Genomic DNA, 17,213 nt, shown 5'->3' with positions numbered 1-17,213 from the left:
TGATCAGGTACTTCACTTCCGTGCCGCTCACCGGGTCCGTATAGCCGCTCGGCTGTTCGGACGTGTACGTCTCGCTCTGGGATTGCCGGTTGCCGCTTCGGTCATATGCGTAGATGGTCGTTTTGCCCGGCGCCTCGGCTTTTTCGATTCTTCCCGCCGCATCGTAGCTGTAATTCGTTGTGCCGTAGCTGTCGGTTTTCGCCGTTTGTCTTCCCGCGTCGTCGTATGCATAAGCGTACTCGGATATAAGGCTGCCATCCGGTTTCTTGTTCACGAGCTTCATCAACCGGTTGTTTTTGTCAAACGCATACTCTTCCTTCACTCCGCCCTCGTAAGCAATCGACGTCCGGTTGCCGTTCTCGTCGTAGGTGTAGGCCGTTGTCTTGCCTTGGAACGATACGGTCGCCATCCGGCTTGACTTGTCGTAAGTGTAGGATGTAACGAAGCCTTTGGAATCCGTGACGGTTTCGATGCTGCCCACGGCGTCATAGGTGTAAGCAATCTGTGTAGTCCCGCCTTTGGAAATCTGCAGGATACGGTTATTCCCGTCGTACGTATAGCTGCTTGCCCCACTCTCGTCGGTCATCGACGCCCGGTTGCCCGCTTCGTCGTACGTATAAGCGACCGAGTCGCCTGTTTCCTTGACGGTTCTTTCCAGCAGCAGGTTCCTGTTATCGTACACATAACGGGTATGGTTGCCGTTGCGGTCGGTCATCTCCGCTGCGTTCAGAGCCAAATCATAGCGATACGCGATCGACTGACTCAACGCGTTCGTGACCGAGCGCAGCAATCCGAACGCCCCGTAGCGGTAGCGGGTGACTTTCCCTTTGCCGTCCGTCATGTCCAGCTTGTTGCCGGCCATATCGTAGCTGTATGCAACGCTGACGTCTAACGGGTCGGTGACCCGGATGAGACGTCCGACAGGATCGTACTCATACGATTTGGCATGGCCTAATGCGTCCGTCTCCTTGACTTTCTCGCCCGCCGGATTGTATTGGTACAGAGCGGTGAACTTCTCCGGCTTGTTCTGCGCGGCGATCTCCGGGTCCACCGTGCGGATGAGGCGTCCGGCCAAATCATACGTGTACAGCCAGCCGTACCGCTCTTCATCTGTGCTGCCCGAAAGATACCCTTTCGCATCGATCTTTTTGATTACATTGTTGTTGGCATCGTACATGTTGCGGGAGATGACAATGCCGTAAGGGTCGGTCACCGTAACAAGACGGTTCAGCTTGTCGTATCCGTACGTCATGCTGTTGTTCCGGGCATTCGTCTCCGCAAGCTTGTTGCCGGCCAAATCGTATTTGTATGTGAACGTATGCTGCTCAGGGTCCGTAACCTGTTCGACGCGGTTTAAGGTGTCAAAAGCGTAACGGGTGACAAGCCCTCTCTCATTCCGCTCCGCCACGCGGTTGCCGACTTTGTCGTAGGTGTATTGCTTGTAAACGTCGGCTCCGTTCACCTTGCGGATCACTTTATCCACGCGGTTCAGCGCATCGTATGTGTAAGTTATGATGTACGGCTCCCGCTCTTCCCCCGCATACCGGTACGCCCGCGGATCGATTTGCTTCGTACGGTTGCCGAGAAGATCGTACTCGTAACCGGTTATGATACGGATTTTGCCCGCATATTCGGCATCCCGCAGCGCCGCGGCGTCACTCAAGCTTGCCGCATCCAAATCCGCTTCATCCATTAGCTTGATCCGTTTCACCAACCGGTTCGAATTGTCATACTCGAACTTCTCCACATCGTAAACCGACGTTTCCCGCAGCTTCTGCGTCTTGACGAGATTGCCGTTCTTGTCATAATCGCTTTGCGTATAAGCGCCGCTGTTGTCGGAAACGGTTTTGAGCAAATTATTATCGTAGTACGTATAGGTCGTTTCCCGCAGGAACGCCGCATCCTTCGAACCTGTCACGGTTTTCTTCAGCAGATTTCCCACGGCGTCATACGCATACGTCTCTACGGCATACATGGTGCTGCCGCTTCCGTCCCGGTCGACCGGCGTTCTTTTGACAGTCAGCCTGTTCGCTGCGTCGTATCGGAGAAGCGTCACGCTGCCCCGCTTATCTTTGAAAGAAACGAGGTTGCCGACCAGATCGTACTTGTTTTCCGTGTAATCGCCGTACGGGTCTTTCACCGTCTTTTCTTTGCCGAAAGCATTGTATGTGTATGTGACCGTATTGCCTAACTGATTCGTTTCGGCGATTTTGCGGCCCAGCCCGTCATACGCATAGGCGGTCGTTCCCCCGTCGGCAAATGTTGCCTGGCGCAGCGTGCTGTCGGCGTTGTAGGCATAGCTAGTCTCACGGCCCAGCGCATCCACGGTTCGAATCAAATTGCCAAGCACGTCATAATCGTAATCCGTACTATTTTGCAAAGCATCTGTCTTGCGAACCACGCGTCCCAGCCCGTCGTAAGCAAAAACGGTTCCCGCAGACGTCTGCATATCCCCTGTATATCTCAATCCGTCCGCGACTTTGCGGATTTGCCCGCGAGCATCGTACTCGATATATTCTATGCCGCTGCCATCAGGCGAGAAGACAGCTGTCCGGCGATTCATCGCATCGAATGCATAGGCCGTACCCGCCAAGCTTGTGACTGAAGCAGGGTTATCGTATGCCGGATCATATTGATTCGGCATCACTTGCTTGATCAAGTTGCCGACAGCATCATAGACGTATCTCGTTGTCGCCAGGGAGCCGTCCGCAGCCGGCGTCTTTTTGCGGATCAACCGGTTCAATGCATCGTACTCATACACGATGGAGACGCCCTTCGCATTCTGTTCTTCCAGCAGATTGCCGTTCGCGTCGTAACGATACAGAGCCGTTCCTTGCAAGGAGTCGATCTTTTTCACCGGTCTTTTGTCAAAATCATACTCAAATTGCGTAGAACGTCCTTGTGCATCCGTCTGGCTCTTCAAACTGCCGTTTTTGTAATAACTGTAGGCAGTGGTTGAAAAAACCCGATCCGTATAATCATTGTCGTATTTAGCGCCGGACAAGTAGTCCAGACTAAGGTCGGAGGTCTTTACAAGCAATGACTCCCCGATCAATTGGGACCTCACGTCGTATGCATACCTTCTGACGTTGTCATCGCCGTCCGCTGCTTTTTGCAGCTGCAAGGTCCTGTTCCCGGCCCGGTCGTAGTCGTAAGTCGTCTCCCTGCCGTTGGGTCCGGAAATTTTAGTGAGCCTGCCCGCTTTGTCGTATGCGCGGCTCTCTTTATTGCCTGACGATATTTTGCCCGCGTTCGTTCCGTCCCGATAGAGGAATGTCTCGCTGCCAATCAGACGATTCGCCTCATCATATTGAAGCTCCGTCAGCTTATAGGAGCCGGAGGCGCCTTCCTGCTTGATGAACTCTTTCTTTTCAATCGGATTGCCCGAAGCATCATAGCTCAGCAACTGAGCATTCCCCGCCTGATCGTACCGCTCGGACAGCTCGCCTCTGGCGGAATACTTGAATCGCTCCGTTGTTCCGTCCGGATATTCGACGCGGTAAGGCTTATCAAAGACAGTATTGAATATTTTCGTAATCCGACCCTGGCTGTCCGTCTTGATCTGCATAGCCTTGCCGGTCAAATCGTAATCGTAAGCTTCCTTGTTGCCGTCGGCTAATGTTTTCTCTTTAGGCAAACCGTTCAAATAATACACATATCTTGTCGTATTTCCCCGAGCGTCGGTTTCGGAAGTCACATGGCCTGAGCCGTCATACTTGAAGCTTTTGGACACATAGCGCGTTCCGTTCTTCTCATTCTGGAAGGCGAGCTCCGCCGAAACGATGGCAGCCCTTCTGTCGTTGGCATCATATTCGAATGTAATGCCTGCCGATTTGTCCGGATTCGCTGCGTTATATCCTTCGCCATCCGACTCTTTGACGATATTGCCGCGCCCGTCGTATGCTTTATAAGAAATCACTTCTCTTGCTTTGCCGTCAAAAACGGATGCCCGCACAGGTCTATTCAGCGCATCATACTCGTATTCGATGCCCGGCGCCTGATCCTCGGAAAGCGCCATATATCTGGCATCGATTTCCTTGATCTTGTTGCCTGCGGCATCATATACAAATCTTGAAGCATTGCCGAGCGGATCGATCTTCTTCACTGTCTTGCCCAAGCCGTCGATAACCAAAGTTACCGTTGCGTCGATTCCTTGAATCGTCAACGTCTGGGAGACGGCGTTGCCCGCCTTGTCGTATTGATAGCGCGTACGCTTGCCTTCAGGATTGCCGCCGTACGGTTCCAGCTTTTCTTTGACGTGGTTGCGGTAATCGTACGTATAGACGGTCTTATCATAACCGCTGCCATTATAGGCTTGCTGCGTCAGAAGGTTGCCTGCGTAATCCCTTTGATACAGGTTCTGATAAGCCCCGTATTCCTGGTCGGATTCCTTGTAGCTTCCTTTGTCCTCCTTCACCCGCCCCGCAAAATCATAGACATAGGAATACATTCGGTATTTCGTCTCATCCTGATCGGCATATTGAATCGAGCTCGTCTTGCTGCCGTTCTTGTTATAGCTGTTTTTCGTATGCCCCGTCCTCGCGGCGTCTATCTTGGTGTACTCGTCGGTTATACGATTCATCGCATCATAGGAATAACTGCTGTCGGACGAGACGTTATCCGTACCAGCCTCGACGCTGCCCTGCTTGACACTTGTGACGTTATTCGCTGCATCATAAGCGTAAGCGGTATAGGTATAGTCCGACGAGCCTTTGCTGTATACTTTCTTCGTGCTTATACGGCCCAGCGCATCGAATGCATATTCGGTCATTTTGCCGCCGGGTTCCTTGAGCAACGCAACCTGATTCAGCGCGTTATAGACATACTCCGTCCTGCCGCCCAAAGCGTCCTGCTTCCCTTTTAATCTGCCGAAATTGTCGAATTCGTAGCGGGTCGCGCTGTTTCTGGCATCCGTTTCGCTTACTTTATTGCCTGCATAGTTATAAGAATACGCTGTTGCATACCAGCGGACATTATCCGGAGTGACTTCCGTCTTGGCAAGTCTGTCCGCAATGTCGTAGTAATATTTTTTCGCATACCCTTCTTCATCCTTAATCGTAACGAGAAGCGGCGTATCCTTGCTGTAGCCGATCTGATACCCGATTACCACCGAACCTTTGTTAACGGTATCGTTTTCGTAGTACGACTTCTGAACGAGCCTGTATTGGCTGTCATATTCATAACGGATACTGTGCCCGTTAGTATCGGTTTCTTTCTTTTTATTGCCTTTGGCATCGTAGTCGAACGTCTGCAGAGCAACCCATTTCCCATTATCCGAAACACTGGCCTGAACCAGAGAACCCATAATGTCGTATTCGTATAAAAAGTTCGTCTGCTCCGGGTCCGTGTAGCGGATTTTCAGGTTCGCATATGGATTTTCTTCATAATTGTACACTTTGATGCTGTTATCCGGTTGAAACTTCTTCACTACCCTGCTTAACGCATCGTATTCATAGACGGTTTTATTGCCTTTAGGATCAACCTCTGCCGCTTGCTTGCCCGTGTTGAGGTCATACGCATACTTCTTGGCGATTTCTTGCCCATCCAGCGACTGGTATTCCTTGGTCAAATAAGCTCCCTTGACGTCAACGCCATTCGCGTCAGTTCCGTACTCGTACTGAGTGACGAAGGCTTGCCCTCCCGATTGCACCGCCTTCCTCGTCATGTTGCCGTAGTTGTCATATTGATAATCGGTCACAATCCAGTTGTCATTGTTATCGGTATCGATTTTGCTTTCTTTCGTGACATTTCCTTTATCGTCGATCGTATATAAATTTTGGCTGGTCGTTTCCTTGTCTTTCTTCCATGTCTTCGAGGCCAGCACATGAAACTTGTCGTAAGCATAAGCGTACACGACGGTGCGCTCCGCGTTGACGGGGTACCCTTTGTCGTCACGTTCCGCATCCGGGCCGGTGTAATTGGTCAAATTTCCGTATTCATCGTATCGGAAATTCTCGATTTTTTTGACAGGCTCGCCGGTCGCTTGCCCGTTCACCACTTGATAGAGCTGGCTTTCCTGCTTTTTCACCAGCTTCAGTTCGTCCCGCTCACTCAGGATGACCTCTTTGTGTTCTTTTCCCTGTTTGTTCGTGACGATTAACTGATGCAGGCCGTCGTACGTATATTTGACCGTATTTCCGATTAAATCCGCAATCTCCGTTTCATACCGATAGGTATCCCTTAAATAAGTATCGTCCGATTCCTTGTATCCGTCCGTTCCGAACCCGTCCGCTTCATGGGTGTACGTATAGCTCGCCTTATCTTTGATATCGACAATGAAGCGGTCTTCGAATTTCGTTTTGGACGGGTCATAGCTCTTTTTGACCAGCTCCTGCTTTTCAAAAATTTTGCGGTACTGCATACTGCCTCTGTTCAAGCTCTTCGTGTATGAATTGTACACATACCGCTTCATATGATTCGTCTTGCTGTAATCAACCTGAACCAGATTTTCATAACGGTTGTATACAGCATACTTGGTCCCGTTCATATAAGTGAAACCGAGATCGGGCTGTTCGTACCAGAGATGATACTTGGGAAGACCGTCCACATCGAAGACCCGCTGCAGCCGCGTGCGGATAACCTGTTTGGTCGAATTGACCAGGACGGCGGACTTATCGTAGGTGATACTTTTCTCACCAGGCAAATGAACAATGACTTGAAACTTCCCTTGCAAATCCCCCGAATCGCTCGTATTCGGATTTTGCGAGGTTTTATAGCTCTCTTCGGCACTGTATGACGAATTCGCGATAGGCCCTACAGTAAACGCATGATCCTCTTTATACTCAATGGTCGTTACCCTGCCCACTGTATCCGTTATCTTGGACATCAGCTTCTTCGTTATCGCTGTGCCGTCAACTGTATACGAAAGCGTACTGTACTCAAAAACAATCGAGTTCCCGTAACGGTCGACAATGCCCACAATTCTTCCGTCCTCGGCAAAATAAGTCTTCTTCCCGTCTTTCCCGGTCATGACGAACTTGGAAGTGCCGTCGGCCTGTCCGTTCTTGAATTCGGCAGTTTCTTTCACGACAACGTCTTTGACGGTTTGCCCTTCGGGCAAGTAGGTGAGAACGCCATTCGTTGTAGTTCCTTTTAAACGGTACACGTCCCCGCTCTCCGTATGTAAATAGTTGTACGTTGTGCCGTCGGAGTTGGTTTTAACCTCCATATTCGGAAATGAGAATCTCATCCCGATGCCAAGATTGTACCGGTCCTCGTAAAAGGAAGACGTGGCAGCGCCGGACTCAACGACATCCACCCATGCGCCGTTCACGTACTTCACATTCATCTCCTGAACATTGGAAATTCCGCTCTTGTAAATGCGTTTTATTTCCAGATCCAGGCCGTTTCTGCCAGGCAATACGTAATCCGTTTGAGTCAGCGTCAGCTCGCCGCTTTGCGGGCTGATTTGCTCCTCGCTGGCGTTATTTTTCAAATAAACCGGGGAAAGCATCGTGTTATACTGCTGCTTGGGCCCGACCAGGTTATTGATTTGATCTTCCAGTGTCTCCGCGTAAATCAACTGAGCCGGAACAATGAAAAACAGGATAGATAAGAATAAAGTCTTGCTCCAACGTTTCAACCTGGCACCTCCAGTCAGCCTTATCAGAATTTATCGTAGGTTTCGGTATAGCTTTCCGCCATAATAGCTTCGTCCGTCATGCCTGCCTGCATCTTGCCAATTACCGTTTCAGGACTCTTGCCGATCTTTTGCGCCAGTACAAACGCCGCAGTCACTTTTGCTTCCGCAAATGTTCCCGGAACCGTATATTGCTTCAACTGCTGGGCGGTTATTTGCACCCTGGGAAGACCTGATGCGCTATGCAGGATGTCCAGGTCTGCCGCAATTTCCTTCCAGCTATTTTGCGATTCCAGCTTGCCTGCAATGAGGTCTTTTACCGGCTTCCCTGAAACGAAAGCGAGTCGGTCGGCAATCATAATATCATCGGGAGCAAATCCCGGAGTTTTCATCAAACTTTCCAAATAACCCGAATCGAACGATCGGGGAACGAAAGCCGCATGACCCTTGTTATAGCCGGTGAATACAGCCTCCCAGGTCTTGCCCGCTTCCCGGGACTTGACTATAGTCTCCAAATCTTGCATTTTGCCATAATTTTGATTGAGGAATTCATAGGCAATCAAAAGATCAGGCAAGCGGTGCCCTTCCAGGATGAGCCGCTCGATTTCCCGCTTAAATTTGCCGTGGACATCCAGAGCAACAAGGAGTTTCCTATAATTCGTCAGATTAGTGTCGTACCTGCTCGGATCGGATGATTTCAGCTTGTCCAATACGTCCTGCGGAATGTCTATACTTACAGCAGCTTCGGTTCCCCCCGCAGAAGCAGCGGTTTGCGCCTGCACGATGGACAAAAGCGTATACCCGGTCTGGAGTAACGCACTTAAAGCCAGTACGATTACCAAGACCTTCGACATCGTTTTTATCTTCATTTCATGTACCCCTTTGCGGCTAATTTGGATTCAAAGCGCGAATCTCTTTCATGACATCCTCGGCCGGATTGCCCGGCTTGAGGTTCTTGATCTGCGGAGGCGAGACGTCCGGCAGCAAAGACTTTCCTTGGGAATCTTTTGCCGACACGCCCTCTTTCCCGGCCGTTATCGGCTCGTCTTTGGCGACCGAATTGTTTTTCTGTATGTTTTCCAGAACCGTAAGCTCAATCACCGACATGGTGATGATGTTATTGCGGGATATTTGTATGCTCTTTTCGTCTTTATCCTGCAAATATTTTTCTTTGTCGCGGATGTAATCTTCCAAATTCAGCCCGAGCTGCAAGGAGAGCAGGTACTCGTCCAGCACTTCCTCCGGACTGCCGAAATCTTTCCGTAGCACGAGCATAAAATAGATAGCCGATTTGGTATCGAACTGCTCGGCGATCTTTTGAAGCGCCTCCGTCTTCTCGTCCTTTTTCTTATCCGCACCAAGCTCGGGGAGCGGAGTTTGAGGCTTGTGCCCGGCATCGTCCGCAATCTCCTTCAGTTGAAATTGCAGCCTCTCGGCGAGCATTTTTGCCGTCAAAATCTCCTCTTGCTTAAATCCCTGATCCTGCAGTTTTTGAATAATCTCTTCAATCCCTGCCTCTGCCAGAAGACTGTTTCTCTTGCTTTTTTCATTCTGCTCGCCGCTCTTGCTAACATTTTTTAATTTATCCAAGACCTCATTCCAAGACATATTGGCCTGTTTAAGCTTTAAAATCTCTTCCACTTTCACACCTGTCATGTTGGAAATATCCGCTGCGATTTTGCTGTCATCGCTGCGTTCCACAATAGATTCCGTGCTTGTCGGCTTGACCGCCTTATCGTTCACGAACACAATAAACATCTGGGCAATTAAAGATACGCCTATAATGCCGGCTATCCATTTATAATATTTGTTGAAAAAGCGTTTCACGCCATCACCCTCGCTATGATCTGCATATTATTTGGCAACAACGTCGATTTGGGCTTCTCCGTTCACTTTAGCCTTCAGGAAGATCGCCGTGATTTCCCCGGACCATGAAGTCCCGGGCACCACATTTTGACTGTTCTTGAATGTGATTTGTCCAGGTGTATAAGCAACCGTCAGGTTGGAGCCCGGAATCTTCCCTGACTGCATGACATCCCGCTGCGGCGTGTAATTGTACAAATCGACGACTTCCAGGTGATTCGGATCATACGTAACCACATACGTCAATTCACTGAAATCCTGAACGTTGAAAGCAAGCAGCGACAAATCGAAGCTTTGCCCTTCCGTTACGTTGACTGTGTACGTCGGGCTCGTTGTGCTCTTCACAATCGCGTTGCTCCATGCCGTTACGCCTGTTTGGTTTTTCGCCCTTAACCGGTACGTATGCGCCGTTCCCGATGTCAGCTTATCATGTGTATACGTAGGACTATCTCCTGCGTCTACGGTCTGACCGTCGATCTCCAGATCGTAGCCTGTCGCCCCGGCTATCTTTTGCCAGCGCAGCTCAATGCTGTTATTGGTCGCAAAAGCTTCAACGCCGACCGGAGCATCCGGCGGGTCGGGCAATGTCGACAAGGACAGTATAGCCACCCATGGGTTCGGGCTATCGTCCTTTTTCAAGCGAATCTTGTACGTATGGAATTCGCTCGCTTTTAACCCCCCATGATGGTAGATCGTATTGCTTCCATTGTCGGCAAGCAGGCCGTCCACCTCGATGTCGTATCTGGCCTCGGGAGCTACGGTATCCCAGGATAATGTGATCGCTTTGTTCGTCACCACCGCAACAACATTGGTCAGGGACAGACTTCCGTCGCTTCCTTCGGGGAATGTAGACAAGGTGACCGGACTGCTCCACTCGCTGCTGCCGCTAATATTGTTGGCTCTGACCCGGTATGTGTGCTTGCTGGAAGGTGCCAGAGCGCTATGAACAAACTGGTTATCCGTGACATTCGTGACGGATGTCCCGTCGATTTCTACTTCATACCCGGCCGCATGAGAAACTTTGTACCAGGTCACGGTGATCGCTTTCTCTTCCGCTGTCGTCATGATATTCGCGGGAACTTCCGGCTTTTCGGGATGTGTCGTTACGCTGACCGGGTCGCTCCACACACTCTTGCCGCCGGCATTGGTCGCTCTGACCCGGTACGTGTGCCCACTCAAAGCGTCCAGCCCCTGATGAACATAGGCCGTGCTGCTGCCGTTATCGATGATCAGTCCGTCTGCCTCAACTTCATAGGCATCCGCTCCATCCGATTTGCTCCAGCTTACCGTCACTTGATGGATCGAAGGGGTCGCCGCAACATGTCCCGGCGACGCAGGGGGATACGGCAATGTTTGCTTCACCACCGGCTGACTCCACTCGCTGACGCCGCCTTTATTGGCGGCTCTGATCCGGTACGTGTGGTCAGTAAGCGGCTGCAGCCCCTTGTGTACGAAGGTCGTCTTGCCTCCGTTGCCGATTACGGTTCCGTCTACCTCAATATCGTAGCTCTCCGCACGGGCAACGACGTCCCACGAAACGGCTATTTCCGTTTGCAGCGGCGTTGCCTGAATGTTCATCGGAATCGCCGGCGGATCAGGCAGCGTGAATTTGCTGATGAAGGCGCTCCAATTCCCTGTCCCTCCGGCATTTCGCACTCTAACCCGATACTTATGCTGCGTATTAGGGGCAAGATCGCCATGTAAAAAGGTTGCGGACGTTTTGTTGTCCATAACGACGCCGTCCGCTTCGATGTCATAGCTCGCTCCCGCTGTCGCAGGCCAAGTTACTTTAATCGACCTCTGGGTTGCTTCAGCCATTATATTTACAGGCGGGATTGCCAGCGTGCCGACACTCACCGGCGAACTGAACGCAGTTTCCTCACCGGCATCATTGCGCGCTTTAGCCTGAAAAATGTACGACTTGTTAGGCGATAGCCCTTTTACCGTCACCTTCTTGCCGGTCTGTGTGAACCATGCTGGATTTGTCGTCAGAACTCCGGTCTCGCTGACGTATTGGCCATCTGAAAACAGTTGGTAATACGTGCGGGAAGGATTGGCATCCTGAAACGAAATATCCAACTGATTTTCGCCGATTTGACTTGTACTCAATACGGGCGTCTGCGCCTTTGTATAGATGGTTTGTTGCTTCGACGCTATATGCTCCAGCTTATCTTTAGCCTCAATCTGTACGCTGAAGGCCGTATTAGGCGTTAAATTGCTAAATGTGTACGAATTGGCAGTCCAGGCGCTCGCTATAGATCCGATTGTGTATCGGTAAGGTTCCGGTGCCAAGCCTGATCCTGTATCCGTTGCCGCGCCTGCAACTGTAATTGCAGTATCTGTTGGTGCCACGCTAATGTTGTCTATGATTGGCGGTGATTTGTCCAGAATGAAATCAACTGTGCTCGTGACAGGCCCGTTCAAGTTATTGGACAACACAAATTTAAGCGTGTGTTTTCCTTCCGGCAGTCCATTGAATTGAAGTGCATCAAAGGCAACAACCTGAGATGTTACAGCATTTGTAATTGTTTTACTGTCACGGGGAGAAGCTTCATCATCTAAAAAGTAAGTATTGATCAACGTATCGCCATTCCGACCGGTTACTGATATTTTGGGAACTAGATACGTATCGGTTTGACCGAATATTTGATTCAAATTTGGCGAAATGATGGAAATAGATGGCGATACTTCTCTTTTTATATACCAATACCCGTCGCCTGCTTTCCCGTTATCCGGATATGTGCCGTCTGGAGCGACAATATCTTTCTGACTTAAGGCGCCAGCTTTGTATGCCCCTTCTTTTTGCCTGCTGTCTCTAATATAGGAACTATAGCGACCAACACCGACATAAGTAAGTATTCCATTACTCAGCGTATAACCTGGACCATCATTAGAGCCTGTCCAGTTGCTTAGAATCCATGTATTATTTACTGTGTCAAACGTTGCTGTTTGGTAACCGGCTGTCCCATAGAAGGAATAATTACCTGTATTGAACTCTGGAGGTTCGGAGTATCTGTATACTGCCTCGTATTTGTCAAAATAATAAAGGGTTGATACCGTTGAAGGTGCAGGTGCAATATTCTTTTTTACATACCAATATCCGTCGTCACCTACTCCATTGTTTGGATATCTGACATCAGAGGCTACAATATTCGCTTGGTTTAAGCTCCCCATTGTACAAGTACCCGTATTTTGCCTGCTATCCATAACATAGCTGCTATGTCGCGAAACATAGGTCAGCATCCCATTGGACAGATTGTATCCCGGACCGGTATTAGAGCCGGTCCAGTTGCTTAAAATCCATGTATTTTTAGACGTATCAAACGTCGCTGTTTGAAAGCCGGCTGTTCCGGAGGGTGAATAATAACCCGTATTAATCGCCGGGGGTTCTACATAAGTACAAGCCAGGTTGTACTTGTCATAGTAATAATAAGTCGTGGACGCCGCATAAGCTGCCGACGATCCGATTTCCAAAATTGTGCTTAGCAAGAGCACGATGGAACATATCAGTTTTATCGTTCGCATTGATTTCCTCCCAAACCTCGCATTTCGCACGTGCTCTCCTTATTACTCCACTATATAGGTGACCTTCGAATCCTCATTGGTCTTCGCGATAAATTTGATGCTGTTTATGGTTGTCTTATCGGCGTTCTGAACGTTAAATACGATTTCGCCGGGTACAAACTTGCTGACCGTAAAGTTCGTGCCACTTATCGGGCCGGCTTTCAATTCCAACTCCGGTGTGATTGCGCTCAGATCCTGAACCTCCACATCGTCCGGACTATACGTAACAACGATTCTACGTGCTGTAACCCCGTCTTTCTTTGGCGCAATAACGACCAGATTAAATATGTTGTCTTTTCCGACATTAACGATCAATTCGGAAATGGTTTTGGCTTCGAGTTTCTCCGACCATTCACTGTGCTTGCTGCCGTTCGCGGCCTGAATGCGGTAGCGGTGCATCGTGTTGGGCTCCAGCCCTGTGTGCTTATAACTCGTTTCCGTAATGTTATCAATGACCCGGCCGTCCACTTCAAGCGAATAGCTCCTCGCTCCGCTAACTGCATCCCAAGTTAAAGTAACTGAATCCACAGCTGCCTTTGCTTTGAAATTGGCAGGAACGCTTGGAGTGGTGATCTGGATGACGGCTTCTGTCCATTGACTCCGCTCGCTCCATTCACTTACACCGTCATCGTTCTTGCTCCTGATTCTGTAGGTGTGCAGCGTATCTGGGCTCAGATTACGGTGGACAAATGTAGTATACATACCGTTATCCAACATTTGGCCGTCCGCTTCCACCTCGTACCCCACAGCTCCTTCAACGCTATCCCAAGATACGGTAATAGTGGAACTGGTAGAGCTTAAACGAATGTTGCCCGGAACTCCAAGCAATGTCGCTTTGGATAAAGTCTCCGACCACACGCCCGGAATGCCTCCGGCTATGGCGCGAACTCTGTATACATGCCACGAATATGGCGTTAACCCATCATGCGTGAAGGTTAGTGCCGAGCCATTATCCCGAATAACCCCATCGACCAGTACTTGGTAACTTTCAGCCCCGGAAACAGCATCCCATCCCAAAATTATGGATGAAGTTGTAGCGCGAGCGGTAAAATTTTGCGGCTGCCCGAGAAGTGCGGATTGCATGACCGCCTCGCTCCATTCGCTTGCGCCTCCCTGATTTTTGGCCCTGACCCGATACGTATGCTGTGAATTCGAAGCCACTCCTTCATGGGTGTATAACGTGACGAGTCCGACATCGACAATATTACCGTCCACTTCCAATTCATAGGATGTCGCCCCCAGGACAGGATCCCACGTCACTTCTATTTTGTCGCTTGCGGCTGCGAACCGGACGTTCTGCGGCTTCATCGGCGGCATTTTACGAATTGCTTGAGCACTCCATAACCCGGCAGCTTTCACATTTTTTGAGCGTATCCGGTATGTATGTTCCGAATTGGGTTCCAATGGAGTATGGATAAATGTACGAGTAGTGCCGACCTTAATAATGGCCCCATCCACTTCCAATTCATATTCGCCTGCCTCATCTATACCGGACCAACTAATTTGAATCGCGTTAGCAGATGATAAATCTGTAGTAAGTACCGGGGTTCTGGGGAGCGTTGTAGCCTCGATTTCAGAGCTCCATGGTCCGGCGCCTTCCACATTTTTCGCCCGTACCCGATAGTGATGCGTAGTATATGGCTGTAAATTTCCATGTAAATAAGAAATTGCATGATTCGTGTCGACAACAAGCGCGCCATCCACCTCAATATCGTAGCTTTCGGCGCCTGCTATTCGATTCCACGTCACTTGCACACTCGAATCGGTTGCGATTGCCGTAATTTCCGACGGGACTCCGGGTAAAGTCGATTTCGCAACTACACTGCTCCATTGCCCCGGGCCGCTGGAATTTTTCGCTCTGACTCTGTAGCTGCGCTGAGTATTCGGATTCAATTCATTGTCCAAATAAGTAGTTGCCGATCCATTGTCCACTACATTTCCGCTGAATTCTATATCGTATCCTGTTGCCCCTGCAACCGGATCCCATTCTACTTTTAACGTATGGCTAGTCGAATTTAGCCGCAAATTTTCGGGAATTGCCGGCAGCGTCCACACGGAGGCTAAAGAAGACCATTCCCCAGTGATGTCTCCGCTGGTTGCCCTAACTCTATAGGAATGAAGAGTTCCAAGACCCAGGTTTTCATGAACAAATGTCGAAGTGGGGCCAATCGGGTATATAACGCCATCCGCTTCCACTTCATATCCATCGGCATTAGAGATTGGATTCCAGGTTAATGTATGACTTGTTTCTGTTGGTATTTGCGATACAACCGGTATCCCAAAAGGAAACAGTTGACTCTGTGGAACGCGTTCTTTCTGTTGGGAATTGCTTGACCAGTACAATGCCGCCCGGGGATTACGGTTTGCACTTAAATATTCCACCTTGATATTCTCTCTCTGGCCCGCTGCCAAATAGACGGAACCTGTTACAGTGCCCTGGAAACTTGCATCTTCTTTATTTATTAAAAGATTATTATTTACCCATAGCTTGATCGGTCCGCTCGTTTGCAATTCAAACTGATATATTTCGCTGAACAGAGCCTCAATTTGTCCGGACCATCTGACAGAAATGTCCTGATCATTGAATCCTGCAACAGGGAACTCAGGATTATTTTGCAAATCAATAACCGGATCCACCCTGGTTACGGTATTCCCCTTGAAATTCCCTTCGCTAAAATACTCCGCCTTTAATCCATGCAGCGCATATTTCAAACTTGTCGATCCGTTTCCTCCGACCCCTGTATCGATGAACGGCCGTTGATTGGCCGTCATGTTGCCGCCGATGGCAAACAAACCGCCTGTTTGAATATGCAGTTGATTGTTCACATGCACATCGTCGCGAACGAACAAGTCACTGTTATTTACTTTGATGTTGGCAGTACTATTGTTGGAGACGATCCCGCCAACCATCATCTCTTGCTCTACGTTCATATCCGCTTGCGTGTTGATATGCAATTGATCTTTGATCAAAACGCGCTTTGCCCGGACGTTCAACTGTCCGCTGTTAAAAGTAAGACTGTCGGCAGATAACAAACCATCCACGCTAACCGAGGAATTGTTGTTAAGATGCCAGCTCCCCTTCACCCAGAGGCTCCCATCGGCAGGCTCCGTTCCATTCGAAGACGAATGTACTTGCAAGTTTAGCTCCGAATTGGCATTCATGCTGCCCTTAACAATCAACAGGCCGTATACATCTATGCTTAATTTGGTGTTCGTATTGATTCCATCCGCAATGATTACAACCGGTTTGGAGGGACTTCCGAAAACTACCGAAGAATTCAGATTCAAGTGCCCCACCTTAATAAATGAAGGGGTTTGCGTACTATTGTCGATTGCGCGCTGCAGTGAGACCGGATCGCAATTCGCGCATGCAACAGCTTTTTGTTCAGAATCAGACAGCAATTGGTTCACTCGCTGCACTTCTACATCCATATACCTTCCTATTTCCTCCTGCAGACCATCCACTTGCAGATAAAATGGAGCATTATGCTCGTTATTCATCTTGCCCGAAAGCAGCACTTTGTCCCCATGCACTTTTCTCGGTTCGGGCGGTGGCCCTATAACAGGCGTGCTGGCAGCAGAGAGGGCGAGCAAAGTGCTGGGAGAGCCAACTTTGGTTAGCTCTATGAACTGTAAAGCCGTCTCCGCTTCCTCCGCATCGCCGGAACTGACCGTTAATCTGCCATCTGCAACTTCAACGGATTTTGCTGCAATGACATGCTGCCCTCCCTCAAGAGGGATACGATCAAAAAAGCTTACTCCTTCAACGATTACAGTATTATTGCTTGAATATACGGAATCGCCGACGCTTACCTTAACTTCATAGATGCCGTTGTTTACTTCGAATTCCCAGACCCCGCCTTTATGAACGCGAATTGCGGTATCATTCGGAGTAGGTTGATAAGTACTGCCGCTTACCGTAGAATCCGTGTGAGAACTATTCCACCCATAATTGAATCCATTTTGCGAGCTGAACGGATTTCCCGAATCCGGCAAAAATCCTTCAGGCACAGGTGAAGCCGCAGGCTGGAAATTAACTTTTACACCCCACGCTCCCGTATCGGCATATGCATACGACGATTCTGCCAAAGGAATGAACAACTGCAGCAGCAAGCATAGACAAAGCCCCCTGACAACAGCTTGAAATCCAAATTTCATATTTGTATCCTCCATTTCCCTTTCAATTTGCACAAAAAAAGACCAATTG

At 49.5% G+C, this 17,213-nt stretch carries 5 protein-coding genes; all 5 read right to left on the bottom strand.

Annotation, left to right across the window (positions count from 1 at the left end; translation table 11 throughout):
* A partial coding sequence (locus AC6RNO_RS08030) for a hypothetical protein (RefSeq protein ID WP_497105151.1) occupies positions 1-7,582 on the bottom strand: 7,582 nt, incomplete at its 3' end.
* Positions 7,583-7,605: 23 nt separating this feature from the next.
* Positions 7,606-8,448, bottom strand: coding sequence for a hypothetical protein (locus tag AC6RNO_RS08025; protein WP_497105150.1), 843 nt, complete (start codon positions 8,446-8,448; stop codon positions 7,606-7,608).
* Between the two features lie 19 nt (positions 8,449-8,467).
* On the bottom strand, positions 8,468-9,406 hold the full coding sequence (locus AC6RNO_RS08020; RefSeq protein ID WP_474687044.1) for a hypothetical protein: 939 nt from the start codon (positions 9,404-9,406) through the stop codon (positions 8,468-8,470).
* 27 nt (positions 9,407-9,433) lie between these two features.
* On the bottom strand, positions 9,434-12,967 hold the full coding sequence (locus AC6RNO_RS08015) for a fibronectin type III domain-containing protein (protein ID WP_497105149.1): 3,534 nt from the start codon (positions 12,965-12,967) through the stop codon (positions 9,434-9,436).
* A 42-nt stretch (positions 12,968-13,009) separates the two neighbouring features.
* Positions 13,010-17,164: a fibronectin type III domain-containing protein gene (locus tag AC6RNO_RS08010; protein WP_497105148.1), complete on the bottom strand. Its 4,155-nt coding sequence runs from the start codon at positions 17,162-17,164 to the stop codon at positions 13,010-13,012.
* Positions 17,165-17,213: the final 49 nt, after the last annotated feature.

The organism is Paenibacillus sp. sgz302190 (assembly GCF_059820445.1).
The sequence above is the reverse complement of the archived record's forward strand: the minus strand, read 5'-3'. Positions and strand labels throughout refer to the sequence as shown.

Excerpts from the sequence above, each read along its gene's own strand:
- AC6RNO_RS08010 (WP_497105148.1), bottom strand. The coding sequence starts at position 17,164 with ATGAAATTTGGATTTCAAGCTGTTGTCAGGGGGCTTTGTCTATGCTTG.
- AC6RNO_RS08025 (WP_497105150.1), bottom strand. The coding sequence starts at position 8,448 with ATGAAGATAAAAACGATGTCGAAGGTCTTGGTAATCGTACTGGCTTTA.
- AC6RNO_RS08015 (WP_497105149.1), bottom strand. The coding sequence starts at position 12,967 with ATGCGAACGATAAAACTGATATGTTCCATCGTGCTCTTGCTAAGCACA.